Origin of the sequence: Dyella terrae (genome assembly GCF_004322705.1) — a bacterium.
GTDB lineage: Bacteria > Pseudomonadota > Gammaproteobacteria > Xanthomonadales > Rhodanobacteraceae > Dyella_D > Dyella_D terrae.
The window spans coordinates 254962-281122 of record NZ_SIZZ01000004.1 but is presented as its reverse complement, the minus strand read 5'-3'; the positions used below and the strand labels follow the sequence as shown (position 1 = coordinate 281122).

The window sequence follows — 26161 nt, the reverse complement described above, 5'->3', positions numbered from 1 at the left end:
GGCCCTTTGGAGGCTCAGTACGCCGATGGGTCGCAATTGAACGAGCGGCGGACACCGTCGGCGGATGGGAAGCAGCTCGTGGTGGATGGGGAGTGGAAGCCGCAGGGGATGGCGGATGCGGTGGGGTTCAAGAGGACGTACGTGGGGTTGCAGTGAGGGATTAGTTGACCGCACCCCTCACATGTCGTCATTGCGGCGAAAGCCGGAATCCACGGCGACGACCCATTTGTCGCCTCATCGCTGCAGCCTTGAAACGTGGTCGCAGTGGATTCCGGCTTTCGCCGGAATGACGGCCCTTTGGAGGCTCAGTACGCCGATGGGTCGCAATTGAACGAGCGGCGGACACCGTCCGCGGATGGGAAGCAACTGGTGGTGGATGGGGAGTGGAAGCCGCAGGGGATGGCGGATGCGGTGGGGTTCAAGAGGACGTATGTGGGGTTGCAGTGAGGGATTAGTTGACCGCACCCCTCACATGTCGTCATTCCGGCGAAAGCCGGAATCCACGGCGACGACCCATTTGTCGCCGCATCGCTGCAGCCTTGAAACGTGGTCGCAGTGGATTCCGGCTTTCGCCGGAATGACGGCCCTTTGGAGGCTCAGTACGCCGATGGGTCGCAATTGAACGAGCGGCGGACACCGTCGGCGGATGGGAAGCAGCTCGTGGTGGATGGGGAGTGGAAGCCGCAGGGGATGGCGGATGCGGTGGGGTTCAAGAGGACGTATGTGGGGTTGCAGTGAGGGGTTAGTTGACCGCACCCCTCACATGTCGTCATTCCGGCGAAAGCCGGCATCCAGGGGCGATCATGCTCATCTGTGCGATACCGCGACCGGGCCGCTTACGCAGCGGGCGTTTCGGCCTGGCTGCCGCCGGCCGAGGCCCAAAATAAAAGTAACCCAAAGAAAATGGCCTGAGAGGCGGGGTGCGCTCAAGTTAGATACGTGCCTCACGGGACGCGCAGGCTCAAGTGATCACCGGTGGGGCCAACTAACGTCCGACTGTTGGCTATCCGCCCCACCGCTAATGGCACTCGCGCACAATCCGCGTCGTCCATGAGCGACTACGCACGGTTTACACCCCACGTCCAAAAAAGCACCGTCATGCCTGCGAAGGCAGGCACCCAGTGACGACCACACACGGTTATCGCCCCACACTCCCACGTCGTCATGCCGGCGAAAGCCGGCATCCAGTGGGATGCGTCGTGCGAAGCACTCCATTTAATCGGCGTGCTGCGCACCCGTATTTCGCTGGATTTCGGCCTTCGCCGGAATGACGACGGTTGGGGAAGCAGCGCGATCTACTCCTCCTCCACCTCCCCCGGCCGCCAGCTCTTCTCAAACCACCCCTCCGTCGGCCCATACAACCGCAGAATCACGAACCACCCCTTCCCCGGCAGCGTCTGCACCCAGTTCACGCCTTTTCCCTTCGGCGCCGTCGGCCCGAAGTGCACGTCCACCGATCCATCGCCATTCTTGGCCAGCCCTTGTTTCTGGCTCCCGATCCCCGGCAACCGCTGATCCGTCTGCAGTTCCGAGCGCGTCTGCGTGTCGTAGACCACCAGCGACCAGAAATTTTTCGCCGGGATGCCGCTGGGCAAATGCACGCGATAGCTCTTGCCGCCGTCGAGCATCTGGCCGTGCGCGTCGACGTAGTTGGCCGCGTATTGCGAGCCCATGCCGGGTTTCGCTTCGCTCATCGCCGGCGTGATGCCGGTGGCCATGAAGAAGAACATCGAGCGCGGGTCGAGCAGGCGCACGCCGTTGTGCTCAAACGTCGAACTGCCGCCGATGAAACCGGTGACCCATGAACCGTCGGGATAGATCTTCGCGGCCTTGTCGCGATTGCGATACACCATGGAACGCAGCGTGGCCTGCCCCACGGTGGCAGCCTCGCCGAGGATCTTCCTCATGCGCGCATCCGGCGCGAACGGCTGGCCTTTGACGATGCCGATGGATGCAAGCACGCCCAGCGTCTCCGGATCGCTCGCTTCGGCGGGCTCTTCCTGCACCACTTCGTTGACCTGCTCGAAGAACGACGCGTCGGAGGCCTGGATCGTATTGAAAGCCTTGCCGGTGACATTGACGAAATGGAACGGCGGCGGTTTGTCCGCCTTCGCCAGCGCGAAGATCCGCAGCTTGCGCATGTTGGCGGCGGCAGGACGCGGGTTGCCGTTTTCGGTGAAGCCGCGAAGGATCAGCCAGTTGCCGAAGGTACGCGGACGCGACACGTAGTAGCCCGCCGGCACTTCGCCGCTGTAGCCCGGCGGGACAAACAGGTACTTCGCGCCCTTGCCGCCGTCGGGGCCGGCCAGGCCGATGTCGGTGACGTAGTGGAACCAGAAATCGTCGACGAGGCCCAGCACATGGGGTGGCACTTCCACCACGACCGGGCCTTCATGCAGGTCGATCCACGCCGTCGCGTAGACGGTGTCCGTATTGGCGGTGAGGAACAACGACTTCGAATCGAGCAGGTCACCGAACAGCAGGGCGGCATGCGCGCTGCCACCGGCACTATGAATCCCCTTGCGCATCGCGGCCAGCGAGGCGGCCTGCTGCGTATCGAGGAAAGCCTGCACGGCCCGCTGGAAATCGAGGTTGTCGTAAGCCTTTTGCGCGGTGTCTTCGTCGGGTACGCCGTCCTTGAAGTTGAGCGTGCCGATAGGCGTGTCGACGGAAGGGGGAATGGTCAGCGACGACGGTATGTCGGTCGTCATCTTCGGCCGCTTCGCATGCTTGGCGGCATGCTTGGGCGGGGAGTCCGCCGCGAAGCCGGGCACGATGAAGACCGACGCAACGAGGGCCAGGATGGCGGCGGCCAGCCGCGCACGGACGATGGACATACGCTCGCTCCCTTGCGTGAACGACTGTTCTCGCGGGGCGATGCACCGTACCCGGGGCAACGCATCCTGGCCGGGTATGTTCGCTTCGTCCTTGCCGGTGACCGCGTCGTGGGAGCCGTGGCGTTCGAGGCCCTGACGAAGGGGGATATCAGCACGGCGCGCAGGCGGTGGTTACCGTAAATTCACCGAATGCGCGCCAGTAGTTTTACTTAGGCGCCCGGGCGGCTTCCTCGATGGATTGCTTGAGCTGCTGGGCATCGCCGGATGCGGGGGCGACCGCCAGCAGCCGCTCCGCATAGCCGCGCGCAGCGACCCAGTCATGGGCATCGCGCTCGATGGCGGCGAGGGTGAAGAGCAGCGCCGGGTCGTACGGCGAGACCTTCAGCGCCTTCGCCAGGACGCTCTTCGCCGCATCGATCTGCCCGGACGATTGCAGGGCGACCGCATAGACATAGGCGAAGCGGGCGCTGTCCGGCGCGGCATCGGTGGCGCGCTTGAGCCAGGCCAGCGCCTCGGGCGTCTTGCCCGCGCGAACCAGTGCGAGACCCTTGGCGTGCAACAGGCTGGCATGGGCGGGCGCCGCTTTCAGGCCTTCTTCGATGACGGCGCTGGCCTCGTCTTCGCGCCCTTGCGAGCGGTACAGATCGGCGAGGTTGACGTAGGCCGGCACGAAGTCGGCCTGGCGCTTCATCGCCAGGCGGAACTCGCTTTCCGCTTTGGCGGCATCGCCGCGTTCGGCGTAGACGATGCCGATGTCGAAGTGCGGTTCGGGGCGATCGGCGTTGACGGCCTGGGCGTCCAGCCAGAACGCGAAGGCACGATCACGCGCTTCGCGTTGTGCCGGATCGAGCAGGTTGTCCGGAAGCGAGGCGACGGCACGCGCGGCCTTGATGCGCACGTTGCGCACCGGGTCGTCGACATGCGCCAGCGCCAGCTGCGCGCGCACCGGGGGCGGGAACGACAGCAGGGATTCCAGCGCCGCCATGCGCATCAACGGATCCGGATCACTCAAGGCGTGTTGCAGCGTGGGCAGCGCCTCACGGCTGGGATAACGCTGCAGTTCGTTGACCGCCGTCGCGCGGGCAATCGCTGGCGACGTGGCGTCCTGCGCCAGTTGCATCAGGCCCGATGCCGCCCCGGGCGCCCCCTTGCGGGCCGTGTCCAGCGCGGGGAGGAAGTGCTGGTAACCCTTGCGCTCAGGGCCATGGGCTTTTTCGATCGCCTGTGCTGCCCACGTCGCGCCCTTGTCGGCGTGGCAGGTGGCGCAGGCATTGGGCACGCCGAATTTCTCGGTGAGGTCCGGGCGCGGCACGCGGATGGAGTGATCCGGGCGCGGGTTGACCACCATGTAGTTCTTCGCGGGCATGTGGCAGGCGACGCATTGCGAGCCGGCGCTGTCGGCCTTGTGCATGTGGTGCGCGGTGGTGTCGAACTTGCTGGCGGTGTGGCAGCTCAGGCACAGCGCATTGCCCTGCGCGCGGGTCTTGCCGCTGTGCGGATCGTGGCAGTCGCTGCAGGTCACGCCCTGCGCGTACATCTTGCTCTGCAGGAACGAGGCGTAGACGTAGACCTCGTCCAGTTGCTGGCCGTCGGCGTGATAGAGGCCCGTTGTGAGCAAGGCCGGATCGTGCGTGTCCATCAGGCGGCCGGTGGGCGCGGAGTCTTTCGCGATCACGCCGCGCCGCGCATGACACACCGCGCAGGTTTCCACTTCGCGATGACTGGACAGCACCGCGCTTCGCACGGGACTACCGCTGGCTTCATTGGGTACCCAGTGCACGCCATGGCGCTCATCCAGGGCGATGGCCAGGCCCTTGCTCTTGTCGCCGGCTTTCTGCGTTTCGCTGCCTTTCGTCCAGTCGAGATGGCGCGAGCCGGGGCCATGACAGGCCTCGCAAGCCACATTGATGTCGCTCCACGTGCTCTTGAAGGTATCGGCGGTGGCGTCGTAGTTGCGCTGGAAGTTGGTGGAGTGGCAATCCGCGCACATGTAGTTCCAGTTCTGGTTCAGGCCGGTCCAGTGCAGGTTGTCGTGAGCGCCGATGTGTTCGCCGGGGTACTGATTGAACCAGCGCTGGCCACCGGCTTCGCGCGGACGCGCATCCCACGAGGCACGCAGGGCCTGATAGCGGCCATCCGGAAATTCGACCAGGTACTGCTGCAACGGATATACGCCGAAGGTGTACTTGATGGCGAAGTCCGCTGGCTGGCCGTCCTTGCCATCGGTGCGCAGGTAGAACATGTCGTCGCGCTTGAACGGCAAGGCCGTGCTGCCGTCGGCCTTGAACGCCACGCCATCGAAACGTCCCTTCACCGCATCACCCTGCGCCAGCATCATCGCCTGCGCGTGGTGCGAGCCCTGCCAGGACTGCATTTGCGCCTGATGACAACCGCCACAGGTCTGGGCTCCGACGTAATGCGCGGGCGGCGTGGCCGGTGCTGCCGCTGTGCTGGCGGCCGGTGCGGGCGGGGCGATGATCGTGGGCGAGGACGGCTCATGCAGCCACCAGGCGCCCAGCGCCAGGATCACCAGCAGGCCGATGGCCAGCGGGGCCCACCAGTAGCGGGTGGACGTGTCTTCGGGAACGGGGGTCGGCGCGGGTTTGGCAGGTGTCTGACGACGTTTCTTGGACCTACCCATTCCCGCCCTCCGGTGTGAATCGCTGGTCGTTATCGCGTGACAGGATCGTATACCGGGCCAGATGTCGAGTCTTGGTCAAACCGGGTTCAAGGGCGGCAGGTCGACCCGGCGGCGCCACGGTGGCGTATGCCGTCGCTGGCGCGCGGCTTTGAGCGCGTCGAGCAGCGGCTGCGCGGTCCAGCCATCGGCCGTCTTGCTTTCCTCGCCATAAACGCGCGCCAGCAGTTCGCGTGACTGCAGCCGCAGGCCGTCGTCGCCATACCGCCGGATCCAGGCATCCAGGCTGCCTGGTTCGCCTTGCCGCGCACAGCGGCGAAGCCAGTCGTCCACCGCGCGATAGACGCGGTCGGCATCGCTGCTGTGGCGAAGACGCATGAGCTTGTGGAACGCCACGCTCTCTGATTGCCGATGGCGCTCGCGCCGCTCACGCATCGACTGCACGGCGCGCCGCAAGTGTGCCCGGAACCACCACGCCGCCACGCCCAGCGCCACCAGCACGACGAGGGCGATGCCCAGGTCGCTGCGCAGGAACGCCCACGCACGCTCCACCGGCCCCTGCCCCGGCACGCCGAACCGCCCCTGGGCCGGCGCACCCCACCACGCATGGAACTTCACGGCAGGCACAGTGCTTTCGCGCCACTGATGGGTCTGCACATCCATCCAGCGCACGGTGACCGGCGGCAAGGTGTAATGCCCGCGCTCCTGGATCACATACGACACCGACTCCGTCCGCTCTCCGCCCATGAATCCACCTTGGTCGCCCACCGCATTGCGCGTCTGTGCCGGCGCGGCATAGGTGGTGAGTCCATGGATGGGAGGAAACGCCAGCGGCGGGATCATCATCGCCGGCGCACCGTCGGCAGTGATGACGATGCGTCGCGTGACGCTGTCGCCGACACGCAACCCGCCCTTGTCGGGTGCCACGGCCTGGCTGACCTTCACGTCGCTGGCGATCAGCGCCTCGGTAACGCCGGGCGGGAGCGGCAGTGCCTGCACGCGCAAAGGCACCGGGGGTGTCATCGCCGTCACCGTGTCGCCATTCGCCCCCAGGCTCACCGACACCTGGAACGAAGGAATCGTCATGCGCCCGCCGCTCAGCGGTGTCACCAGGTACACGCGGCTGATGCCGGACCAGTTGGCGCCATCGATCGTCACCACGGGATGCGCGGCGTTCTCGTCGGTGAGGGCGACGTAGAGTCCCTCGATGCGTGGCGTGGGCAGCGTCGGCGCTTCGTGGAAGAACTCCGGCGTCAGGAGGTCCACGACGAGGCGCGCCGTTTCGCCCTGCACGAGCGTGCCTTCGGGCTCCAGGTGCACGCGCAACTGCAGGCGCTTCGGATCGTCCGTATTGGGCAACGCCGTGTCGTCCGCTCGTGCCACGACGGTAAGCAGTGCCAGCAACAGGAACAAGGCTGCGCGGATCATTGCGCCGTGCTCCTCGCCGGTACCGTGCTGGCCGGCGCCGGCCCCTCTCTTTCGATATTGAATTTCATGCGCAGGAAATCCGCCGGCGACACGCTCAGGTTGCGCATCCACACATCGGCCGGCACCTGGCGTACGCCACCGGACTTCACCGCTTGCTTCTCCTTGCCGCGCTTGCCCTCTTGATCCTCCTTGATCTCGTCGGCCTTCTCGTCCGGCGGGTGATCTTCGGGTGGGTTCTTTTCGCGTTCGGCGATCAGTGCCTTCATCAGGTCGCGATTGTTTTTCGCTTCGACGAACGTCGGACGAAGTTTCAGCGCCATCTCGTAGCCGATCAGCGCATCATCGAATTCCATGCGATGCGCATGGCAATTGGCGGCCATGAAGGCCGCATCAGGGCCGGGAAGGCTCGCGAAAATCGTCTGCGCCTGCTCGAAACGGCCCCAGCGATACATCGCAAGCGCTTTCCAGTACGGGTCGGAAAAATGATGGGCGGCCGCTTCGTAGTTGCCGTGCTCGAAGTACCAGCGACCCTGCTGATCGGGCGTCACGAACCAGTTGATTACGGTGCCGTCGGCCGCGTGGGCCGGTGCCGGCAACATGGACGGTGCCAGTACGCCGAAGACGATCACCCAGCGCACCATCCAGCCGCGCCGGAACCAGAACAGCGCGATCAGCGCGAGCGGGAAGCACAGGATGTAACCGGACTCTTTCCAGCGCGTGGTCGCATTCGGGTCGTGCACGATTTCCAGGTGATGGATGGCTTCGCGCTGCACCCAGCGCACATCGGTGTTGTCGTTGGTGAGGCTGGCGAGCGGCACCTTGGCCCCGTCGGAAAGACGCTTCAGGGCCGCCTCGTCGAGCTTGGCGATCTCGGGCGCGCCGCCGCTGCCGATGACCATCTTTCCGTGGGCATCGACCAACGTGCCGCCTTCGGTCGTGCCGACGGCGAGCAGCAGCACCTGGGCGTGCGAGGTTTTTGCGTGTGCCTGGAAGGCGGGAATCTGCGCATCGTCAAAGCCGCTGGTGATGAAGACGATGGTGCCCGGATCGGCTTCGGCGGCCAGCAGGCGATCGGCCATGGCGAGCGCGGCCGCAGCGTTCTGGCCCTTGTCGGGCATGAGATCGGTCGACAGCGCGCTGACGAACAGCTCCATCAAGCTGGCGTCGTCCGTGGGCGGCAACACCATATGCGCGGAGCCGGCGTAGACCACCAGGCCGGTGCGACCACCGGCGCGCTCCTTCATCAGGTCGCGGATTTTCTGCTTGGCGCGTTCGAGTCGCGTGGGTGCCACGTCCACCGCGTTCATGGCGGGAGACAGATCGAGCGCCACCACCATGGCGGCGCGATCCTCGCTGAAGGGCGGCGGGTCGCGTTCCCACGTGGGACCGGCGCAGGCGATGCCGCCGATGACAAGCACCGCGCACACGAAGTGGATGGGGCGCGGATGCCAGTGGCCCATGTCGCCGATCACCAGGTGTTTGAGCAAGTGCGGCGCGATCAAGCCCTTCCAGCGTTGCAATGGATCGTTGCGGCGCTGCCACCACCAGCCCAGGAACAGCCCCGCCGGTAACAGCAGCAGCCACAGCGGGCGGATGAAGTGGAAGCCCTGTTCCATCGCTCAGGCGCTCCGTGGCTCTGGCACGGGCTCGTCGCGTCGCCGGGTCATGGGCGCGAGCACGGTCAGCATCAGCAGGTGGTAACCGAGCATCAGCAACAGGCTCAGTCCCAGCGGGTAGTAGTAGAGCTTGACCTTGGGGCGATAGACCGAGTGCTTCACCTTGCTGGGTGTCATGCGGTCGAGCAGGTGGTAGATGTCCGCGAGTTGTTCGCGGTTCTCGCCGCGATAGCTCTGGCCGCCGGTGACTTTGGCGATGCGCTCGAGCGCGCTCAGGTCCACCTGGTTTTCGCCGCTCGCGTCGGGATCGCCAATGCCGATGGTGTGGATGACGATGTGGTGGTCTTTGGCGATGGCGGCGGCTTTCTCGGCCGGCAGGCGACCGGCGGTGTCGTGACCGTCGGTGAGCAGAATCAGTACGCGTTCGCGCTGCGCCGAATGCTCGGTCATCTTCACTGCCATGCCGATGGCGTCGCCGACGGCAGTCTGCGGGCCGGCCATGCCCACGCGAAGATCATTGAGCAACTCGCGCACCGCGTTGTGATCGAGCGTGAGCGGTGCCTGCGGAAAGGCATTGGTGCCGAAGACGATCAGACCGATGCGGTCGGTCTTGCGACGGGTGATGAAATCGTCGACCACGCCTTTGACCGCCGACAGCCGGTCGATGCGCGCACCTTGCGCATCGAGGAAATCCGGTGTCTGCATCGACCCGGACAGATCCACGGCCAACAGCAGGTCGCGCGCGGACTCGGTGCGCTCGACCGGCGGCGCCAGCCATTGCGGGCCGGCCGTGGCCACCACGACCAGCACCCAGCACAGCGGCGCAAGGATGCGACGCAGCCAGTTCGAACGCAGGATCACGGCGCCACGCGCGGGCGTCTGCCCGGTGGCTAGCGCCACGTCGTCGAAGAACGGCACGCGGATCGCGCGCGTGCGCTCGCCATACGCGGGAAGCAGCCACCACACCAGCAAGGGCAGCGGCAAGGCGAGCAGGAGCCAGGGGTACTCAAGCTGGAACATGGTCGCGTATCCAGCGTCGCAGCAAGGCCAGCAGGGCGTCCTGTTCCGCGTTGCCCAATGCATCGCCGCCGTAGGCGATGGTTTCCAGCCGCTGCCCCGGCCCGGCGGTGAAGGGGTTCCCGGGCAAGGTGCGGTCGAGGAAGCCGAGCCACGCGTCACCGGTCATCGGCGCGATGCGTTGCCGGGGCGCCCACGTGAAAACCGTGCGCTTCACCAGCGCCGGCAGCGCTTCAAGCGCGGCACCGCGACGCGCGGGCTCGGCGAGATCGCGTTCGATCGCATCCAGCTCAAGCAGGGCGGCGCGCCTGTAGCGATCGGCCCACCAGCGCCATGCGCGCCGGATCGCGTAGACCAGCAAGGCCAGCACGATCAGCGCCAGCAACACCCACCAGCCCGGCGCCTGCGGCCAGTACGAGGTGGGCGGAGGCGGCAAGGGGAGATCCTTCAGCGTCGCCAGGCTGGGCACATTCGGACCGGGCGCCTGCGGCAGCATCACGTACGCTCCCGCCGGCGCGAGGCATGACCGAGCATGCGCGCCACCTGGAGTTTCGTGGACTGCTCGGTGTCCAGCGCCAACATCGGCACCGCACAACGGGTCAGCAGATCCAGCGTGTCGCGCTCGTGGGTGTTGAACATCTCGCGGATCGGTTCGCGGATCGAGGATTTCCCCAGGTCCAGCTCCACCTGCAGCTCGCCTTCGGTGACGACGATGCGACCACGATCCGGCACGGCGCGCGCGGAGGGATCGAAGACCAGCGCGGCAATGACGTCGTTGTGCTCGGCCAGTTCGCGGATCAGCTTGAGCGTGTGTTCGTCGGCGCCGTAGAAGTCGCTGATGATGCAGACGAGGTAGTCGTGCGTGGCCACTTTGTGCGCCGCGCGCAGGGCATCGTCGAGCTGGCTGGCCTTCGCGCGGACGGTCGTGTTGGCATCGAGGGACTGGTTGCTGCGAGCGAGTGCGCCGAGGATGGCCTGCACGCGCGTGCGGCTGCGATGCGGGCGCACGCTCTGGATGCGCTGGTCGTCGAACACCACCCCCCCGGCGCGGTCACCGGCCTGAAACGCCATCCACGCACCGATCGCCGCCATCTCGGCGGCGACCACGGATTTCATCGCGCGGCGCGTGCCATAGAACATCGAGATGCGCTGGTCGACTACGAACAGCGCTGGGCGGTCACGCTCTTCGGTGTACGAACGCACCAAGGCGCGACCGGCGCGCGAGGAGGCGCGCCAGTCCAAGTAGCGAATGTCGTCACCGGGCACGTAGGCGCGGATCTCCTCGAAATCCAGGCCGCGGCCACGCAGGCGTGACGCGTGCCGGCCAGCCAGCACGCTGTGGTGTGGGCGATGCGGAAAAAACGAAAGCCGGCGCGCGTCGTATTCGAGGCGTGCAAGGTATTCGGGCGTGACGTAAACCGTGCCGACGTCGTTGGGTGCGGTAGCAGGCATGCGACCCCCTCAGGCCGGCACCGCGACACGCTCCAGGATCGTGTCGATCACGGTGTCGGCTTCGATGCCTTCCGCACCGGCATCGTAGGAGAGGATCAGGCGATGGCGCAGCACGGCGTGTGCCGTGGCGCGAACGTCGTCGGGCGTGACGTGGTCGCGGCCTTCAAGCCAGGCATTGACGCGCGCGGTGCGATCAAGCGCGATGCCACCGCGCGGACTGGAGCCGATCTGGATCAGCGTGGCCAGGTCCTTGTCGTAGGCGGCCGGATGGCGCGTGGCGTCGATGATGCCGATGACGTACTGCTTGATCGCCGGTGCGACATGGATCGCATGGATCTGCTTGCGCGCTTCGAAAACGTGCTCGGGCGCGATTTTGACGACGGGCGCGGACGGACCGCCCACCCCCGCCGGCACTTCTTCGCTGCGCACCAGATCCAGCACCGAAATTTCGCTTTCCTTGTCCGGATAATCGACCAGCACCTTCATCAGGAAGCGATCCAGCTGCGCCTCTGGCAACGGGTACGTACCTTCCTGCTCGATGGGGTTCTGCGTCGCCATGACGATAAACAGGTCTGGCATGGCATGCGTGGTGCCGGCGACGGTGATCTGCCTTTCTTCCATCGCTTCGAGCAGGGCCGATTGCACTTTCGCGGGCGCGCGGTTGATTTCGTCGGCCAGAATCACGTTGCCGAAGATGGGCCCGGGCTGGAACTGGAAGATGTTCTGGCCGCCCTGCTGGTGCAGCACTTCGGTGCCAGTGATGTCCGACGGCAAGAGGTCCGGCGTGAACTGGATGCGGCGCATCTGCGTGTCGAGATGCTTGGCCATGCTTTTTACGGCACGCGTCTTGGCCAGGCCCGGCAAGCTCTCCAGCAGCAAGTGGCCGTTGCCCAGCAGACCGATGATCATCTGGCGGATCAGCTCGCGCTGGCCAACGATCGACGTCTCCATGCCGGCTTGCAGTTGGGCGATGGCCTCGCGTGCATCCATGGTCTGTCCTCTCGGGTTGGGGCGAAGGGCTACTGCCCTCCGCCGGCCATCCAGCGGTAGTAGGGGTTGTTGCCGTCTTCGGCCATGACCCGGTCGAGATTGCGTCCCCAGCGCTCTTGGTCACCCTGATAGACGGCCAGGCCCGCGTCGTAGAAGGCCATCAGGCGCTGGTTTTCCTGGGTGACGTCGGCGGCCAGTTCCGGCGTGGCGTGCTGGAGCGGCGCATCGGTGCGCAGCGCGAGCACTTCCGGCAACACGCGCGAGAACTCGTCGGTGCGCAGCCAGTTGCCGTACTCGATGCTCGGGTGATCGTCGGTGACCGCGTCGGCACCGCCGGCGTAGCGTTCGAGCATCGCACGATCGCCGACCCAGGTCGCCAGCACGGCAGCGGAGTTGGATACGCCCACTTCGCCCAGCGCGCGCGCCACGCTCGGCTGGTTGAAGCGGCGAGCCACTTCATTCGCGTCCAGCGTGATGGGCTGGTAGGAGCCGATGAGCATCATCTCGTGCAGCTCGGTGGTCCACAGCGTGGCGTACGGGTAGGCGTCGAGGAAGGCGCGCACCATGGCTTGCGAGTCTTCGTTGTTCTGCGTCGCAAGCGGCCACCACTGGGCGACAAGGCCGTTCGTGTTGAGGCGCGAACCGGCCAGTTGATAGAAGTCGCGCGAGTAGAGGTTCACCACGCCCGAGGCATTGGGCGGCGGGGGTTCGAGGGTGATCAGGTCGTAGGTCTGGTTGCTGGCTAGCAGCTCACGGCGACCGTCGCGCAGACGGATGTCGAGGCCCTTGTCGGTGGTGCCGGCGCCGTAGTTGCCCTGGAACTGACCGGCGGCACGCACGACGGCGGGCAGGAGTTCGGCCACGACGCGATGTTCGAGCCCCGGGTACTGCGACAAAGCACCGGCGGTGATGCCCGTGCCGAAACCGATCACCAGCGCCGACTTCGGCGCGTCTTTGTGGATCAGCAGCGGAAGCAGCGCCTGCAGGCGCATGTAGCGCTGCGAGGGCAGCGTGTCCCCGGAATTGGAAACGCCCTGGATGTAGAGGCGGTGGAAGCTGTTGGCCTGGCGGCCCTGCTGGAGCACGGCCACCGTACCGCCGCGGCTCTCTTCGTAATACGACACCGCACCGCCGCGCGCCTGCGACAACAGCTCGGCCATCCGTTGCGGCGACATCACGACCGCGATGGCGACGGAACAGGCCACCAGGCCGATGGTGGCCATGCGCGCGCGCTTTTGCAGCGATGCGCCGCCATACACGGCAACCCATCCCACGACGCCGGCCGCAATGCCAAGCATCGCCAGCGTGCGCACGAGACCGAAGGTGGGGATCAGCGCGAAACCCGTGAGCGTCGTGCCGGCGATACCGCCCAGCGTGTTGAGCGCGACGATCGAACCGACGTTGCGGCCTTCGTGGCCGGCTTGCGCGCACAGGCGCAGGGCCGCGGGAAAGGCGGCTCCAAGGGCCAGCGTCGGCGCCAACACCAGGCACGCGGAGGCCACGGCGAAACGTGCGCTCATGGCGGCCAGGCGACTGTCGGTCAGTCCCAGCGTCGTGCTGGCCGCGACGCGCTGGACATCCATCAGCCAGGTACCCAGCACCGCCAGTTGCAGCAGCGCCAGCGTCCCGGCGAGAGCGATCAGCACACCGAAGGCACCCCAGGGATCGCGGATGCGGTCGGCGTAGCGCGAGTAGATGGCGCTGCCGATCATCAGGCCACCGAGGTAGGTGGCGAGCATCACCGCGAAGGCGAAGGCGCGCGTGCTCATGAACTGCACGATCACCTGCGACCACACCACTTCGTAACCAAGGGCGATGCCGCCGGCGACGGCATAGAGGATCAGTGCGAGGCGGATGTGGCGCGGCAAGCGCTCGCCTTTGGGTTGATCGACGATGTCCGCGTTGCGCGCGCCGTGATCCAGAACGATGGCCAGCAAGGCGACCAGCAGATTGATGGCGGCGGCGGCCAAAGCCGAACCGCGCACGCCGAACGCCGGCAGCAACAGGAAGGGCGCCAAGAGCGCGCCCGCGATGGCGCCTGCCGTATTGGCGGCGTACAAGCGACCACCGGTCTGCGCCATGCCACGGCCGGCCTGCATGCAGGCACGCACGAGCACGGGCAAAGTGCCGCCCATCAACACGGCCGGCAGTCCGACCAGGGCAAAGGGAAGCACCCATGCCAGCGCGCCGGCACTGTTCTCCATGCGCGCGAACGCGGGCGCGCTGTGCGCCAGCAGCCATGTCGCGGCAACACCCAGTACGGCGACGCCGACTTCGAGCGCCGCGTAGAGTCGCAAGGGCCGTTCGAGCCGATCGGCACGAAGTCCCAGCCAGAACCCGCCCACGGCGAGCCCGGCGAAAAAGGCACTCACCGCGATGGTGACGGCGTAGACCTCCACGCCCACCACCAGCGAGAGCTGTTTGATCCAGAGCAATTGGTACACCAGTGCCGCGGCACCGGACAGGAACAGCATGGCGATGGGCCAGACGGCCGGCATGCTGGAGGTGACGGGTACCGCCTTGCTGGGCTTGGCGCCGAGCTGCGGACGACGGGGCAAGGCGTTGGGCACGGTACTCACGATGTGATTGGCTCCCCTGGTGTCCCGGGCATCGTGCGAAGGCGGATGTCTTTTCCGTGCGAAAGGGTGGACCGCGGGCGCGACAGGGGCGCCCGCGGTCCGGTCGGACTTACTTGGTCTTTGCGTCGATCTTCTGCTTTACGTCATGCACGATCTGGTCAATCGAGAAGCTCGCCGGGCGCTGGCTCGGCGGGTAGTCGACGAAGGTCTGCAGGAACGCGGCTGCCTTGGCGACACCATCGGCGAAGAGGTAGGCGTTTTCCGTGCGCCACTGGTCGTAACCCATGCCGGAGATATCGGCATGTTCAAACGGATCCATGCGCAGGTTGTACATCTTCGGCACACGCAGGCAGGTAAACGGCTCGGCCCAGATGTCGAATTGACCCGCACGGCGCTGTTCGCAGAACACGAACTTCCAGTTGTCCATGCGCATGGCAACCAGTTCGGCGTCGTCATTGAAGTAGTAGAACTCGTGACGTGCCGGGACCTTGCTCTTGCCGGTCAGGTACGGCAGCTGGTTGAAGCCATCCAGATGCACCTTGAAGCTCTTGCCGCCCACGCTGGTGCCCTTGAGCAGCTTGTTGGTGATGTCGGCATCGCCTGCCGCCGCCACCAGCGTCGGGAACCAATCGAGGCCCGAAACCATCACGTTGGAGACCGTATTGGCGCGGATATGGCCGGGCCAGCGGATCATGCCAGGTACGCGGAAGGCACCTTCCCAGTTCGAATCCTTCTCGCTGCGGAACGGCGAGGTTGCCGCGTCGGGCCACGAGAACATGTTCGGGCCGTTGTCGGTGCTGTAGATCACGATGGTGTTGTTCGTGACACCAAGGTCATCCAGCGACTTGAGCAGTTTGCCGACATCCTGGTCGTGCTCGATCATGCCATCGGCGTACTCGTTGCCTGGCATGCCACTCTGGCCGCGCATCGACTCACGCACGTGGGTAAACATATGCATGCGCGTGGTGTTCATCCAGACGAAGAACGGCTTGCCGGCCTTGACCTGGCGACCCATGAAGTCGATGGCCGCACCGGTGGTTTCGTCATCGATGGTTTCCATGCGCTTCTTGTTGAGCGGACCGGTGTCCTGGATCTTGCCGTCCGCGAACGAGTGGATGACGCCGCGCGGGTGGTACATCTTCAGGAAAGCCGGATCGTCCTTCGGCCAGTACGGACGCTCGGGTTCTTCTTCGGCATTGAGGTGATACAGGTTTCCGAAGAATTCATCGAAGCCATGTGCCGTCGGAAGAAACTTGTCCTGGTCACCCAGGTGGTTCTTGCCGAACTGGCCCGTGGCGTAGCCCATGCCATGTAGCACCTGGGCAATGGTCACGTCGCGGTCCTGGATGCCCGCCGGCGCACCCGGCACGCCGACCTTGGACATGCCCGTGCGCCACACCGTCTGACCGGTGATGAAGGTCGAACGACCGGCCGTACAGCTGTTTTCGCCGTAGTAGTCGGTGAACATCATGCCTTCGCGCGCGATGCGGTCGATGTTGGGCGTGCGATAGCCCACCAGGCCGTTCGAATACGCGCTGATGTTGGTGATGCCGACGTCATCGCCGAAGATCACCAGGATGTTTGGCTTGCCATTGTTCTGTTGCTGGTTCTGCGCCGGCTCCTGTGCTTTGACAGGTGTCGGTTCCATCGTGACAGCAGCCACCACCAGCAGCGCGGTCGCTGCGATGGTGGCGAACGTCTGAGCAATTGCCTTTCGCGGCCAGAACATAAAGCCTCCTGATATGCACGGCCGCGTTGGCAGCCTCTCGTGGGGTCTCTTCTTACGTCGTTCTCATGGCTTCTCTGCGGGGTAGATCACCTTCCAGTCTTTCTTCATGTCGACCACCAGCCATCCCTTGGCGGTGGCTTCATCCAGGGCTTTATCGAGCTTGCCGATGGAGGATTGGCGGTCGTACGCGAACTCGCGCTCGCCATCGGTGTGGTGCACAAGCGCGGCGAAGCGCGGCCCGGTGCCGGCGGCCGTCCACTCGAGCATCTGCTGGTCACCGTCGGAATTGCCGAAGGCGAAAACCGGGCGCTGGCCAATGAAGCGTTCGATGCCGACGGGCTTGCCGGGGCCGTCGTTGATCAGCGCAACCTTGGGTGTCTTCACGAGCGTGGGCTTGCCGTCGCGCAGCTCATACTTCAGCTCGCCTTCGCTGCCGATGACCTGTTCGGGCGGAATGCCATAGACGGCCCAGACCCAGGGGCGCATGAAGTCCTGGCCGCCGCCGGACACGATGTAAGTGCGATAGCCGTTGTCGCGCAGGTACGCGAGCAGTTCGAGCATCGGCTGGTAGACCATCTCGCTGAAATGCCGGTTGGTCTTGGGATGGCGCGCGGTGGCCATCCATTGATTGACGCGATCGCGGAATTCGTCGCTGGTCATGCCCGCATGCGTCACGGCCAGCAGCTCCATCAAACCCTTCTGTCCCGTCGCGGCAACGCCTTTCATGTCACCGGCGAGCGCGGACTTGAATGGCTCGGTGGTCTTCCATTCCGGATGCTTCGGCGACAGCGCCTTCACCTGATCCAGCACGAAAAACAGCTGGAAATACATCGGCTGCTCGGTCCACAGCGTGCCGTCGTTATCGAACACGGCGATGCGCTGGTCCGGCGCGATGAAATCCGGCGAACCCTTGGTGGTGGTCTTGGTGACGAAGGATGTGATGGCCTGCTTGGCCGGGCCGTCGTTCCATGAAGGGAGTGCATCGCGTGCGGCCAGCGCGACGCCGGCCCATAGTCCCGAGAGCATCACCAACAACGCGATGGCTTTTTGGCAGGCTGCTGTCGCCCGACTGCGCTTTCCGTGTGACATCGCCACGTGGCCACCTTTGACGCATTCACTGGGGGATGACATTTGTCGCGTGCCGATGCAGCGACAAATGCCCAGTCAACGGTGGTCTATCGGGCGCGGGGGAACAATAGAAAAAATACTTAAGTGTGTTGCGGAAAATATACGGCGGCGGCGTGGGGGGTGCTCGCGTTGCGAGCAGTGGGGGGCGCCCGCTGTGCGGGCTGTGAACGGTAAACGGTAAAAGCAGGAGACGAAGCGCTGCCCCCGCTCTTACTGTTCACTGTTTACCGTTTACAGCGCCGAAGGCGCGCCAACGTTGCGAGCAGGGGGGCGCCCGCCGTGCGGGCTGTGAACGGTAAACGGTAAGAGCGGGAGACGAAGCGCCGCCCCGCTCTTACTGTTCACTGTTTACCGTTTACAGCGCCGAAGGCGCGCCAACGTTGCGAGCAGGGGGGCGCCCGCTGTGCGGGCTGTGAACGGTAAACGGTAAAAGCAGGAGGCGAAGCGCCGCCCCCCGCTCTTACTGTTCACTGTTTACCCTTTACAGCGCCACAGGCGCGACCTCACCGGGCGCGACAGCGCCCGGCCTCACGTCGTGCGACCGGCTTCGAAGAGGAACCAGGCGCGGCGTTCGGCTTCATCGATCCAGTTCTCGAGCAGGCTCGTGGTCGCTACGTCGCCGTGGCCGCTGCATACCTCATGCGCTTCGCGCATCTCGGCGACGATGGACACGTTGTCTTCACGCAGTTCCGCAAGCATGTCCGCGGGCGTGACGAAATCGGCGTCGTTGTCGGGCAGGCGTTGTAGCCGGGCAATATGTCCGATCGAGCGCAACGTCGTGCCGCCGAGTTTGCGCACGCGTTCGGCGATGGGGTCGAGCGTGGCGTAGATGCTGTCAGCTTGCTCGTCGAGCAGCAGGTGATAGTCGCGGAAGTACGGGCCGGACATGTGCCAGTGGAAATTCTTCGTCTTCAGGTAGAGCGCGAAGAAGTCGGCCAGCAAGGCGTTGAGTGCGCCACTGATGTCGCGACGGGCGGCTTCGCCCAGACCGGTCGGCGTAGCGAGCGGTGCCTTGCGGCGTTGTTTGGCCTTGTCGGCGTCTTTGACGGGCATGATGAGCTCCCTGGTTGGCAATGCATGCGGGTGGGGAACTGCGAGGGTGGCACCGCCCATGTCATCGGCGGATCAAGAGCGATCGCGAGCACGCGCGGCACAACGCCGCGGAGGACGACGGGGCAGCCCGTCGTCCCTTCTGCATTAACGCGGCAGGTCGAACACCAGCACTTCGGCATCCTGCGCCGCGTCGAGCACGATCTCCGACTCGCCATCGAGCTTGAGCGCGTCACCGGCCTTCAGCACCACGCCATTGGCGGTGAGACTGCCGCGTGCCACGTGCACATAGCCCAGGCGGCCTTCGGCCAGCGCGCGGGTCACACGATCGCTGCCATCGAGGATGCTCGCGTAGAGCAAGGCGTCCTGGTTCATGCGCAGCGAGCCATCGCGGCCGTCCGGCGAAACGATCAGGCGCAGCTGACCGCGCTTGGAGGCTTCGTCGAAATGCTTCTCTTCGTAGCTGGGCTTCACGCCGTTGCGCTCGGGCATGATCCAGATCTGCAGGAAGTGCACCGGGTCGTTCGGATCATGGTTGAACTCGCTGTGGCGCACGCCGGTGCCGGCGCTCATGCGCTGGACGTCGCCGTAGTGCAGCACCGAGCCCGTGCCCATGCTGTCCTTGTGCTCCAGGGCGCCGCCCAGCACGTAGGAAATGATCTCCATGTTCTGGTGGCCGTGCGTTCCGAAGCCCTGGCCGCCCTGCACCTGGTCTTCGTTGATCACGCGCAGCGGACCGAAGCCCATGTGCCTGGGGTCGAAGTACTCGGCGAACGAAAAGGTGTGGCGCGACGACAGCCAGCCGTGTTCGGCAAGACCGCGCTCGGCGCTGGTACGGACCTGGATCATGGGGAACCTCCTGCTGTCATGTTCAATGAGTTCGATGGCCGTTGAACCTTGCCATTTCCCTCGGATGGACAGAGTATGAGCCGGCCATGACGCCGCACAAAGCGAGCGTTTTACCCATCTATCATCGAATTTTTCGAATGCTCCGACTCAGCCTGGAAGCCCTGCAGATCCTGGACGCCATCGACCGCCGCGGCTCGTTCGCGGGCGCCGCCAAGGAGCTGCATAAAGTGCCCTCCACCATCTCGTATTCGGTGGGGCAGCTGGAGGAACAGCTGGGGGTGCAGCTGTTCGAGAGGTCGGGGCCAAGGGTGGCGCTGACCGAACCCGGGGCGGAACTGCTGAAGGAAGGGCGTTACCTGTTGCGGGCGGCTGAGGATCTGGAGGCGCGCGTGCGACGCGTGGCGTCGGGTTGGGAGACCGAGCTTTCGATCGGCATGGATTCGTTGTTCGCGCCGATTGCATTGCAGGAAGACATCCGGGCGTTTCTTGCCGAGGCTGATCAGACGCGCTTGCGACTGGATCAGGGTGCGCTGACCGGGACCTGGGAATCGCTGCTGGACCGTCGCACGGATCTGTTGATTGGCGCGGCCGGTGACGGGCCGTCAGGCGGCGGTTATCAGACGGAGGCGATGGGGGAGTTGTCGTTTGTGTTTGTGGTGGCGCCGGAGCATCCGCTGGCCGCGGTCGGGCATCCGTTGAGCAAGTTGGATTTGCAGCCGCATCGGGTGGTGGTGGTGGCGGATTCGGCGCGCAAGTTGCCGACGCGGACGGTGGGGCTGCAGTCGGGGCAGCATGTGATTACGGTGCCGGATATTCGTAGCAAGTTTGAGTTTCAGCGGGCGGGGTTGGGGTGTGGGTTTTTGCCGGAGCCTTATGTGCGGGGGGCTGTTGCTGCGGGGGAGTTGATTGTCAAAGGCGTGGAGGAGCCTAAACCGGATGAGACGTTTTATTTGGCTTGGAGGACGGGGGAGGATGGGGAGGGGTTGAGGTGGTGGAGGGAGAGGATGAGGGGTGCTGGGACTTTGGAGAGGTTGTTGGTGTTGTCGTGTTGAGGGGTGGGGTGACGCGACCTTGGAGAGGCTGTTGGCGTTGTCGTGTTGAGGGGTGGGGTGATGCGGCCTTGGAGAGGCTGTTGGCGTTGTCGTGTTGAGGGGTGGGGTGATGCGGCCTTGGAGAGGCTGTTGGCGTTGTCGTGTTGAGGGGTGGGGTGACGCGACCTTGCCGCTTACGCCGCGGGGGCGTTTCGTCCGACTGCCGTCGGCCGAGTCACTTTTCTTTTGCTGGCCCAAAATAAAAGTAACCCAAAGAAAATGGCCTGAGAGCGGGGTGCGCGCTTACGTTAGATACGTGTCTCACGGGACTCGCAGGCTCAAGTCATCACCGGTGAGGCCAACTAACGTCCGACTGATTGCTATCCGCCCCACCGCCGAAAGCGGAGTGGGGAACGACCGAACGTCGGCCTCGAAGGGGTGAGCGCAGCGAATAATCCATGGGCGACTGCGCACGGTTTGCACCTCGCACCCAAAAAACACCGTCATGCTGGCGCAGGCAGGCACCCAGTGGCGACCACATATGGTTATGGCCCCACCCTCCCACGTCGTCATGCCGGCGAAAGCCGGCATCCACGGGCGACCACGCACAGTTTTTACCGCACACCCCAAAAAAACACCGTCATGCCTGCGCAGGCAGGCACCCAGTGGCGACCGCACCCGGTTATCGCCCAACACTCCCACGTCGTCATGCCGGCGAAAGCCGGCATCCACGGGCGACCACGCACAGTTTTTACCGCACACCCCAAAAAAACACCGTCATGCCTGCGCAGGCAGGCACCCAGTGGCGACCGCACCCAGTTATCGCCCCACACTCCCACGTCGTCATGCCGGCGAAAGCCGGCATCCAGTGGGATGCGTCGTGCGAAGCACTCCATTTAATCGGCGTGCTGCGCACCAGTATTTCACTGGATTCCGGCCTTCGCCGGAATGACGGCGTATGGGGGTCTTACGCCTTCAACCCTTTCACATAAGCACCTGGCGCAACGCCAACGAGCTTCCTGAAATCCCGGATGAAGTGCGCCTGGTCGAAGTACCCCAGCTCCTGCGCGAGCGCCGCCCACGACACCTCGCGCCCCTCCTGCAGCTGCGCCAGCGCCTCATGCAGCCGGTAGCGGTTGATGACCCACTTTGGGCCCACGCCGATGTACTCGCGGAAGAGTCGCTGCAGGCCACGCGCAGTCATGCCGGTGCGTTCGCATACATGCTCGACGGTGGTGATGCTGCGGTCGTCGATGATGCTGGCGATGAGGGTGTTGACGCGGTCCACGGTGGCGTCGGGTGATGGCCAGTGGGTTTCCAGCAGTGTGGTGGCGAGCGATTCCATCTGCGTCAGGCCGGGTGCGGCGAGTACGTCGCGCTCGTAGGCTTCGCCGTCGGCACCGAAGACGTCGGCCAGCGCGATCGATTGATCGGCCAGGGTCGACAAGGCCTTGCCGTAGAACGGATGAAAGCCTGCGGGCTTGAACTTGATGCCGAAGGTGCGCCCCTGCCCACTCAGCTCGCACTCGAAGCGGCCGCTGTGCACGCCATAGATACGTGCCTGCGGTGGCTCGACGACCAAATGCACGTTGGGGTGCGGCAAGGTGGCTTGCTGTTGGGGCGGCAGGTCGCGCAGGTCCCAGGCCACGTACCAGAAGTGCTCGATCAGCGGGCGCAGGTGCTCCGGCGGCAGATGCCGCTCGTGCACGAAACTGCCCTCGCCCAGGTCCGTGCGAAGCACGCCGCGCGCCTTGCCGGCGTCGGTCATGGCAGGGAATCCCGAAGACGCTGTCGCATATTTCCAATCCCTGTGCGTCGCGGGGCGTTTCAATACGCCCGACACCTCATGGAGCAGCCATCATGCGCCTTGCCTTCCGCACCGTCCTGGCAATGAGCCTGTCCATGAGCCTCGCGCCACTGGCGCTGGCGAACGATACCCACTCACCATCCTTCCCGGCAAAGGAGACCACCATGTTGCAGGCCCGCGGCGATTTCGACGTCACCCTTACCCCTCACGCCGGCCCGGAAGGCGGCCCGGAGTTCGGGCGCATGGGCATCCACAAGGTGTTCCATGGCGAGCTGGATGGCAGTTGCGAAGGGGAGATGCTTTCCGTGATGACCGCGACGAAGGGCTCGGGCGCCTATGTCGCGCTGGATCGCTTCACCGGCACGCTGGCCGGCAGGCGCGGCAGTTTCATGCTGATGCACTACGCCACCATGACGCGGGGCGCGCCACAGCTATCGGTGACGGTGGTGCCGGATTCGGGCACAGATGAGCTCGCCGGACTGAGCGGCACCCTTGCCATCCATATCGATGACAAGGGCGCACACAGCTACACCTTCGATTACGCCATCAACTGATTTTGGCGAAGCCTTCGGACGCGGTGACCAACGCCATGCCGACCAGCAGCAGGCCGACGCCGCGGGCCACCTGACGCCCCCAGTGGGGCCGGCTCGCCAGCCAGGCCTGTGCTCCGCCCGCCGCTCCCGCCAGGGCGCCGTAGACCAGCAGCTGGCACAAGACAATCACCAGGCCCATCTCCACGGCCTGCAGCCAGATCGGCCCGCGCTCGGGATGCATGAACTGCGGAAACACGGCCAGCATGAACAGGTAGGCCTTGGGATTGAGCAGGCAAGACATCGCGCCGCGCTTGAACGTCAGCCAGCCCTGGCTGATGCGTACGTCGGCGTCGGGCAGCAGCAGCGACTGGGCGCGCAGCATCTGGTAGCCGATCCAGGCCACGTAAGCGGCGCCCAGCCACAGCACCGCTGTGTAGAGGCCCGGCACCACCTTGATCAACACGCCCAGCCCCAGCGTGGTCATCACCACGTGGACCGCGCCGCCGGCCATCACGCCAGCCACGGCGGCCATGCCGTTGCGCCGGCCTCCGACCACCGAACTGCCCAGCACATAAGCCATGTCGAGGCCGGGCAGCACGATCACGCCCAGCACCAGTAGTGCATAAATCGCCAGTTCCATCGGGGGAAGCATCGGGAAGCTCCACGGGTTGAAAGTCCTGGCGAACAAGCTATCGCTTAATCAGGACACTATCCGCCCTGTTTCCTGGCTATGCTCCACGCCATGTATCACCCCACTACCCGCGCCCTTGCCGTCCTCGAGCTGCTGCAGACGCACCGACGCATCAGCGGCGCGGAAATCGCGCGGCGCCTGGAGGTTGACGTGCGCACGGTGCGGCGCTACATCGCGATGCTCGAGGAGATCGGCATTCCGATCACCGCCGAGCGCGGACGCCATGGTGCCTACCTGCTGGTGCCGGGCTTCAAACTACCTCCGATGATGTTCAACGAGGACGAGGCCCTGGCCTTGTCATTGGGCTTGCTGGCGGCGCGCAACCTGGGGCTGTCCGAAGCCTCCACCGCCGTGGCCAGCGCGCAGGCCAAGCTTGAACGCGTGATGCCGGCGACCCTGCAAAGTCGCGTTCGCGCCGTCTCGGAAGTGGTGTTGCTGGATCTTTCGCGGGCCAGCGCGGCCGGCGCCAGCGAAACCCTCTTCACGCTCAGCAGCGCCGCCCAGCAATACCGCCGCGTGCACATGGGGTACCAGGCCGCCCATGGCGCGGCCAGCGAACGCGAACTCGATCCTTACGGCCTCGCCTTGCGCGAAGGTCTCTGGTACGTGGTCGGCCACTGCCATCTGCGCGGTGGGCTGCGCTCTTTCCGCCTGGACCGCATGCAGGAGGTGCGCATGCTGGAGCAGCGTTTCAAACGACCCCAGAACTTCGACGCCGTGGCCCACCTCACCTTCAGCATCGCCACGCTGCCGCGCGCGTATACCGCCGAAGTGATCTTGCATACCGACCTGCTCTACGCGATCGAGCGACTGGGCGGCGGCATGGGCCTGTTCGAGCCGGTGGAAGAAGGCGTCCTGTTGCGCGCGCAACTGGACGACCTCGATTGGTTCGCACGCCAACTCGCACGCATGCCGTTCGAATTCCGCGTGCTTTCGCCAAAACGTTTGCGCGCCGCGCTGGGCAAATTGTCGCGGCGCCTGCTTGCCATCTCGCTGACATAAATCGCAGCGCGCCGCATATCGGTGCCATGGCGTACAAATTGACGCAGCGAATTAAGTAGAAATACCGACTTTTTACCTGCTCCCGCACGACGTCTTTTTCACATCTTTGTCGACACGATGTGGACAAGGACTTAGTTGCTGGACTGACGCTTCCTAGTTGTTGCTCAGACGGCGCATGACACGACACGGATGCCGCCATGAGCGATCGCAACGAATCTGCCATCAGGCTTGCCACGCATCGTCGCGCGATGCCGGGCCACCAGGGGAAGGAGCGCTTCGTGTTTTCGTGGAAAAGAAACCTGCTCGCGGTTGCTCTGCTCGCGTGCGTGAGTCCGGTCTTTGCCCAGGACAGCAACGCGCAACTGAAGGCCGAGGTGGATGATCTGCGCGAAACGGTGAAGCAGTTGCAGGCCGAGGTGAAGGCCTTGAAAGCCAATCAGCAACAGCCGCCGGCGGTCACACAAACACCGACGACGACGCCGACACAACCCACGACACAAGTGGCGCAGGTGCCTTCGACCAACGTGCCCGTAGGCGCACCCGCAACGGCGCAGGTCACCGGCGTCCCCGCGCCCACCCTGCCGGCGCGTCAAAGCGTGTCGGACAACCCCGCCGGCGCATCGCGCCTGGACAACCAGGCGCCGCCGACCGATCCGGAACTGAAGGGCTTCATTCCGATCCCCGGCACCGACACCATGATTCGCCTGGGTGGCTACGCCAAGCTCGACGCGATGTACGACACCAAGGCGATGGGCAACACCGATCAGTTCGTGACGGCCAGCATCCCGGTGCCGCACGACGAGGACACGACCGGCAACTTCAACATGCATGCGCGCCAGACGCGCTTCAGTTTCGAAGTGCGACGCCCATCGAACATTGGCGGCACCATGCGTTTCTATCTGGAGAATGATTTCTTCGGCGGCGACAACGGCCAGTACAACTTCCACCTGCGCCAGGCCTTCGGCCAGCTGGGCAATACGTACGGCGGTTATGGCTACTCGGCTTTCATGGACGCCGATGCCCTGCCCGACACACTGGACTTTGCCGGCCCCGGCGGCCAGCTGTTCCTGCTCCAGCCGAGCATCCACCAGGCCTTCCACCTGGGCAAGTCATCCAGCCTCACGGTATCCGTCGAAAAGCCCGATTCCGAAGTGAGCACCATCAACGAAAACGACCCGGTCCGCGGCACGCAGCAGTTGCCCGACGTGGTCGTCGCCGCACGCACGGAGCACGACTGGGGCCATGTGCAAGGTAGCGTCGTGGCGCGCCAGCTCGGCTACACCAACGGCACGCGCAACGATCACGCCTTTGGCGGCGGTGTCGCGCTCACGGGTACATTCAACGTCACCGATCGCGGCAGCAACAACGACCTGGTGATGTTCAGCGGCAGCTGGGGCAAGGGCATCGCGCACTTCATTTCCGATACGGGTGCATCTGGCCTCGACGCCGCGGTCGACGCGCAAGGTCAGCTGCATGCGCTTGACGCCTGGGGTGCCTACGCCGCCTACACGCATTACTGGAACAAGGACTGGCGCAGCAACCTGGTTTACGGCGTCGCGCAGGCGCAGCGCAGCAACCTGCTTGCCAGCACGGCGTTCCGCGAGAGCAGCTACGGCGCGCTCAACCTGATCTGGAGCCCCTTCGCCACGCTCACGATGGGCGTCGAAGTGCTTTACGGCCGGCTGGAACAGCAAAGCGGTGCCGCCAGCAACAACATGCGTATCCAGGGCTCGCTGCAATACAGCTTCGTGCGCTGACCGTTCGATCCCTTACCCACCCGGGAG

19 protein-coding genes are annotated in these 26161 nt (G+C 65.0%); 4 read left to right on the top strand and 15 right to left on the bottom strand.

All coding sequences use genetic code 11. The features are described 5' to 3' along the window. Nucleotides 1-1295 precede the first annotated feature (1295 nt). The 13 genes from EYV96_RS18555 to EYV96_RS18495 form a co-directional block, all read right to left on the bottom strand. A complete protein-coding gene (locus EYV96_RS18555) occupies nucleotides 1296-2837 on the bottom strand; it encodes a DUF1254 domain-containing protein (RefSeq protein WP_131153080.1) in 1542 nt (513 codons plus the stop codon). A 205-nt stretch (nucleotides 2838-3042) separates the two neighbouring features. Further along, nucleotides 3043-5478 (bottom strand): tetratricopeptide repeat protein, encoded by a 2436-nt coding sequence (locus EYV96_RS18550; protein ID WP_131153079.1) that lies wholly within the window; start codon nucleotides 5476-5478, stop codon nucleotides 3043-3045. A gap of 75 nt (nucleotides 5479-5553) precedes the next feature. Then, nucleotides 5554-6903, bottom strand: a complete 1350-nt coding sequence (locus tag EYV96_RS18545) for a BatD family protein (RefSeq protein ID WP_131153078.1) — start codon at nucleotides 6901-6903, stop codon at nucleotides 5554-5556. Next, entirely contained in the window at nucleotides 6900-8519 is a 1620-nt protein-coding gene (locus EYV96_RS18540) for a VWA domain-containing protein (protein ID WP_131153077.1), read from the bottom strand. Before EYV96_RS18540 ends, EYV96_RS18545 begins: the two co-directional genes overlap by 4 nt. Before the next feature lie 3 nt (nucleotides 8520-8522). Further along, nucleotides 8523-9539, bottom strand: coding sequence for a VWA domain-containing protein (locus EYV96_RS18535; protein WP_131153076.1), 1017 nt, complete (start codon nucleotides 9537-9539; stop codon nucleotides 8523-8525). Next, nucleotides 9526-10032 carry a DUF4381 domain-containing protein gene (locus EYV96_RS18530; protein WP_240732658.1) on the bottom strand — a complete coding sequence of 169 codons (507 nt, stop codon included), beginning with the start codon at nucleotides 10030-10032 and terminating at the stop codon, nucleotides 9526-9528. The genes EYV96_RS18535 and EYV96_RS18530 overlap by 14 nt, the downstream gene beginning before the upstream one ends. Then, nucleotides 10032-10988: a DUF58 domain-containing protein gene (locus tag EYV96_RS18525; protein ID WP_131153074.1), complete on the bottom strand. Its 957-nt coding sequence runs from the start codon at nucleotides 10986-10988 to the stop codon at nucleotides 10032-10034. Before EYV96_RS18525 ends, EYV96_RS18530 begins: the two co-directional genes overlap by 1 nt. Before the next feature lie 9 nt (nucleotides 10989-10997). After that, entirely contained in the window at nucleotides 10998-11978 is a 981-nt protein-coding gene (locus tag EYV96_RS18520) for an AAA family ATPase (protein ID WP_165488733.1), read from the bottom strand. 29 nt (nucleotides 11979-12007) lie between these two features. Then, on the bottom strand, nucleotides 12008-14557 hold the full coding sequence (locus tag EYV96_RS18515) for a spermidine synthase (RefSeq protein ID WP_240732654.1): 2550 nt from the start codon (nucleotides 14555-14557) through the stop codon (nucleotides 12008-12010). 109 nt (nucleotides 14558-14666) lie between these two features. Continuing rightward, nucleotides 14667-16286, bottom strand: a complete 1620-nt coding sequence (locus EYV96_RS18510) for an arylsulfatase (protein ID WP_131153073.1) — start codon at nucleotides 16284-16286, stop codon at nucleotides 14667-14669. A gap of 63 nt (nucleotides 16287-16349) precedes the next feature. Continuing rightward, nucleotides 16350-17312 (bottom strand): HAD family hydrolase, encoded by a 963-nt coding sequence (locus EYV96_RS18505; protein ID WP_131153072.1) that lies wholly within the window; start codon nucleotides 17310-17312, stop codon nucleotides 16350-16352. A gap of 630 nt (nucleotides 17313-17942) precedes the next feature. Beyond that, on the bottom strand, nucleotides 17943-18467 hold the full coding sequence (locus EYV96_RS18500; protein ID WP_131153071.1) for a Dps family protein: 525 nt from the start codon (nucleotides 18465-18467) through the stop codon (nucleotides 17943-17945). A gap of 144 nt (nucleotides 18468-18611) precedes the next feature. Further along, nucleotides 18612-19313: a pirin family protein gene (locus EYV96_RS18495; RefSeq protein ID WP_131153070.1), complete on the bottom strand. Its 702-nt coding sequence runs from the start codon at nucleotides 19311-19313 to the stop codon at nucleotides 18612-18614. A gap of 137 nt (nucleotides 19314-19450) precedes the next feature. Between EYV96_RS18495 and EYV96_RS18490 the strand changes: the two genes are divergently transcribed. Then, entirely contained in the window at nucleotides 19451-20365 is a 915-nt protein-coding gene (locus EYV96_RS18490) for a LysR substrate-binding domain-containing protein (protein WP_131153094.1), read from the top strand. 946 nt (nucleotides 20366-21311) lie between these two features. Here EYV96_RS18490 and EYV96_RS18485 read toward each other — a convergent pair. Beyond that, nucleotides 21312-22112 carry a helix-turn-helix domain-containing protein gene (locus EYV96_RS18485; RefSeq protein ID WP_131153069.1) on the bottom strand — a complete coding sequence of 267 codons (801 nt, stop codon included), beginning with the start codon at nucleotides 22110-22112 and terminating at the stop codon, nucleotides 21312-21314. 92 nt (nucleotides 22113-22204) lie between these two features. Here EYV96_RS18485 and EYV96_RS18480 point away from each other — a divergent pair, with 92 nt between their 5' ends. After that, a complete protein-coding gene (locus tag EYV96_RS18480) occupies nucleotides 22205-22705 on the top strand; it encodes a DUF3224 domain-containing protein (RefSeq protein WP_240732653.1) in 501 nt (166 codons plus the stop codon). Here the strand turns inward: EYV96_RS18480 and EYV96_RS18475 are convergent. Then, the gene (locus EYV96_RS18475) at nucleotides 22698-23336 is read right to left on the bottom strand and encodes a LysE family translocator (protein WP_131153068.1); all 639 of its coding nucleotides are present in this window, start codon (nucleotides 23334-23336) and stop codon (nucleotides 22698-22700) included. The genes EYV96_RS18480 and EYV96_RS18475 overlap by 8 nt on opposite strands. A 90-nt stretch (nucleotides 23337-23426) precedes the next feature. Here EYV96_RS18475 and EYV96_RS18470 point away from each other — a divergent pair, with 90 nt between their 5' ends. Beyond that, nucleotides 23427-24377: a helix-turn-helix transcriptional regulator gene (locus tag EYV96_RS18470; protein WP_131153067.1), complete on the top strand. Its 951-nt coding sequence runs from the start codon at nucleotides 23427-23429 to the stop codon at nucleotides 24375-24377. Nucleotides 24378-24574: 197 nt separating this feature from the next. Next, complete coding sequence (locus EYV96_RS18465; protein WP_240732652.1) at nucleotides 24575-26134, top strand: DcaP family trimeric outer membrane transporter; 1560 nt, start codon at nucleotides 24575-24577, stop codon at nucleotides 26132-26134. Nucleotides 26135-26161 lie beyond the last annotated feature (27 nt).

Coding starts and splice junctions, on each gene's coding strand:
- EYV96_RS18555 (WP_131153080.1), bottom strand. CDS start 2,837: ATGTCCATCGTCCGTGCGCGGCTGGCCGCCGCCATCCTGGCCCTCGTT.
- EYV96_RS18550 (WP_131153079.1), bottom strand. CDS start 5,478: ATGGGTAGGTCCAAGAAACGTCGTCAGACACCTGCCAAACCCGCGCCG.
- EYV96_RS18545 (WP_131153078.1), bottom strand. CDS start 6,903: ATGATCCGCGCAGCCTTGTTCCTGTTGCTGGCACTGCTTACCGTCGTG.
- EYV96_RS18540 (WP_131153077.1), bottom strand. CDS start 8,519: ATGGAACAGGGCTTCCACTTCATCCGCCCGCTGTGGCTGCTGCTGTTA.
- EYV96_RS18535 (WP_131153076.1), bottom strand. CDS start 9,539: ATGTTCCAGCTTGAGTACCCCTGGCTCCTGCTCGCCTTGCCGCTGCCC.
- EYV96_RS18530 (WP_240732658.1), bottom strand. CDS start 10,032: ATGCTGCCGCAGGCGCCCGGTCCGAATGTGCCCAGCCTGGCGACGCTG.
- EYV96_RS18525 (WP_131153074.1), bottom strand. CDS start 10,988: ATGCCTGCTACCGCACCCAACGACGTCGGCACGGTTTACGTCACGCCC.
- EYV96_RS18520 (WP_165488733.1), bottom strand. CDS start 11,978: ATGGATGCACGCGAGGCCATCGCCCAACTGCAAGCCGGCATGGAGACG.
- EYV96_RS18510 (WP_131153073.1), bottom strand. CDS start 16,286: ATGTTCTGGCCGCGAAAGGCAATTGCTCAGACGTTCGCCACCATCGCA.
- EYV96_RS18505 (WP_131153072.1), bottom strand. CDS start 17,312: ATGCTCTCGGGACTATGGGCCGGCGTCGCGCTGGCCGCACGCGATGCA.
- EYV96_RS18500 (WP_131153071.1), bottom strand. CDS start 18,467: ATGCCCGTCAAAGACGCCGACAAGGCCAAACAACGCCGCAAGGCACCG.
- EYV96_RS18495 (WP_131153070.1), bottom strand. CDS start 19,313: ATGATCCAGGTCCGTACCAGCGCCGAGCGCGGTCTTGCCGAACACGGC.
- EYV96_RS18490 (WP_131153094.1), top strand. CDS start 19,451: ATGCTCCGACTCAGCCTGGAAGCCCTGCAGATCCTGGACGCCATCGAC.
- EYV96_RS18485 (WP_131153069.1), bottom strand. CDS start 22,112: ATGACCGACGCCGGCAAGGCGCGCGGCGTGCTTCGCACGGACCTGGGC.
- EYV96_RS18480 (WP_240732653.1), top strand. CDS start 22,205: ATGCGCCTTGCCTTCCGCACCGTCCTGGCAATGAGCCTGTCCATGAGC.
- EYV96_RS18475 (WP_131153068.1), bottom strand. CDS start 23,336: ATGCTTCCCCCGATGGAACTGGCGATTTATGCACTACTGGTGCTGGGC.
- EYV96_RS18470 (WP_131153067.1), top strand. CDS start 23,427: ATGTATCACCCCACTACCCGCGCCCTTGCCGTCCTCGAGCTGCTGCAG.
- EYV96_RS18465 (WP_240732652.1), top strand. CDS start 24,575: ATGAGCGATCGCAACGAATCTGCCATCAGGCTTGCCACGCATCGTCGC.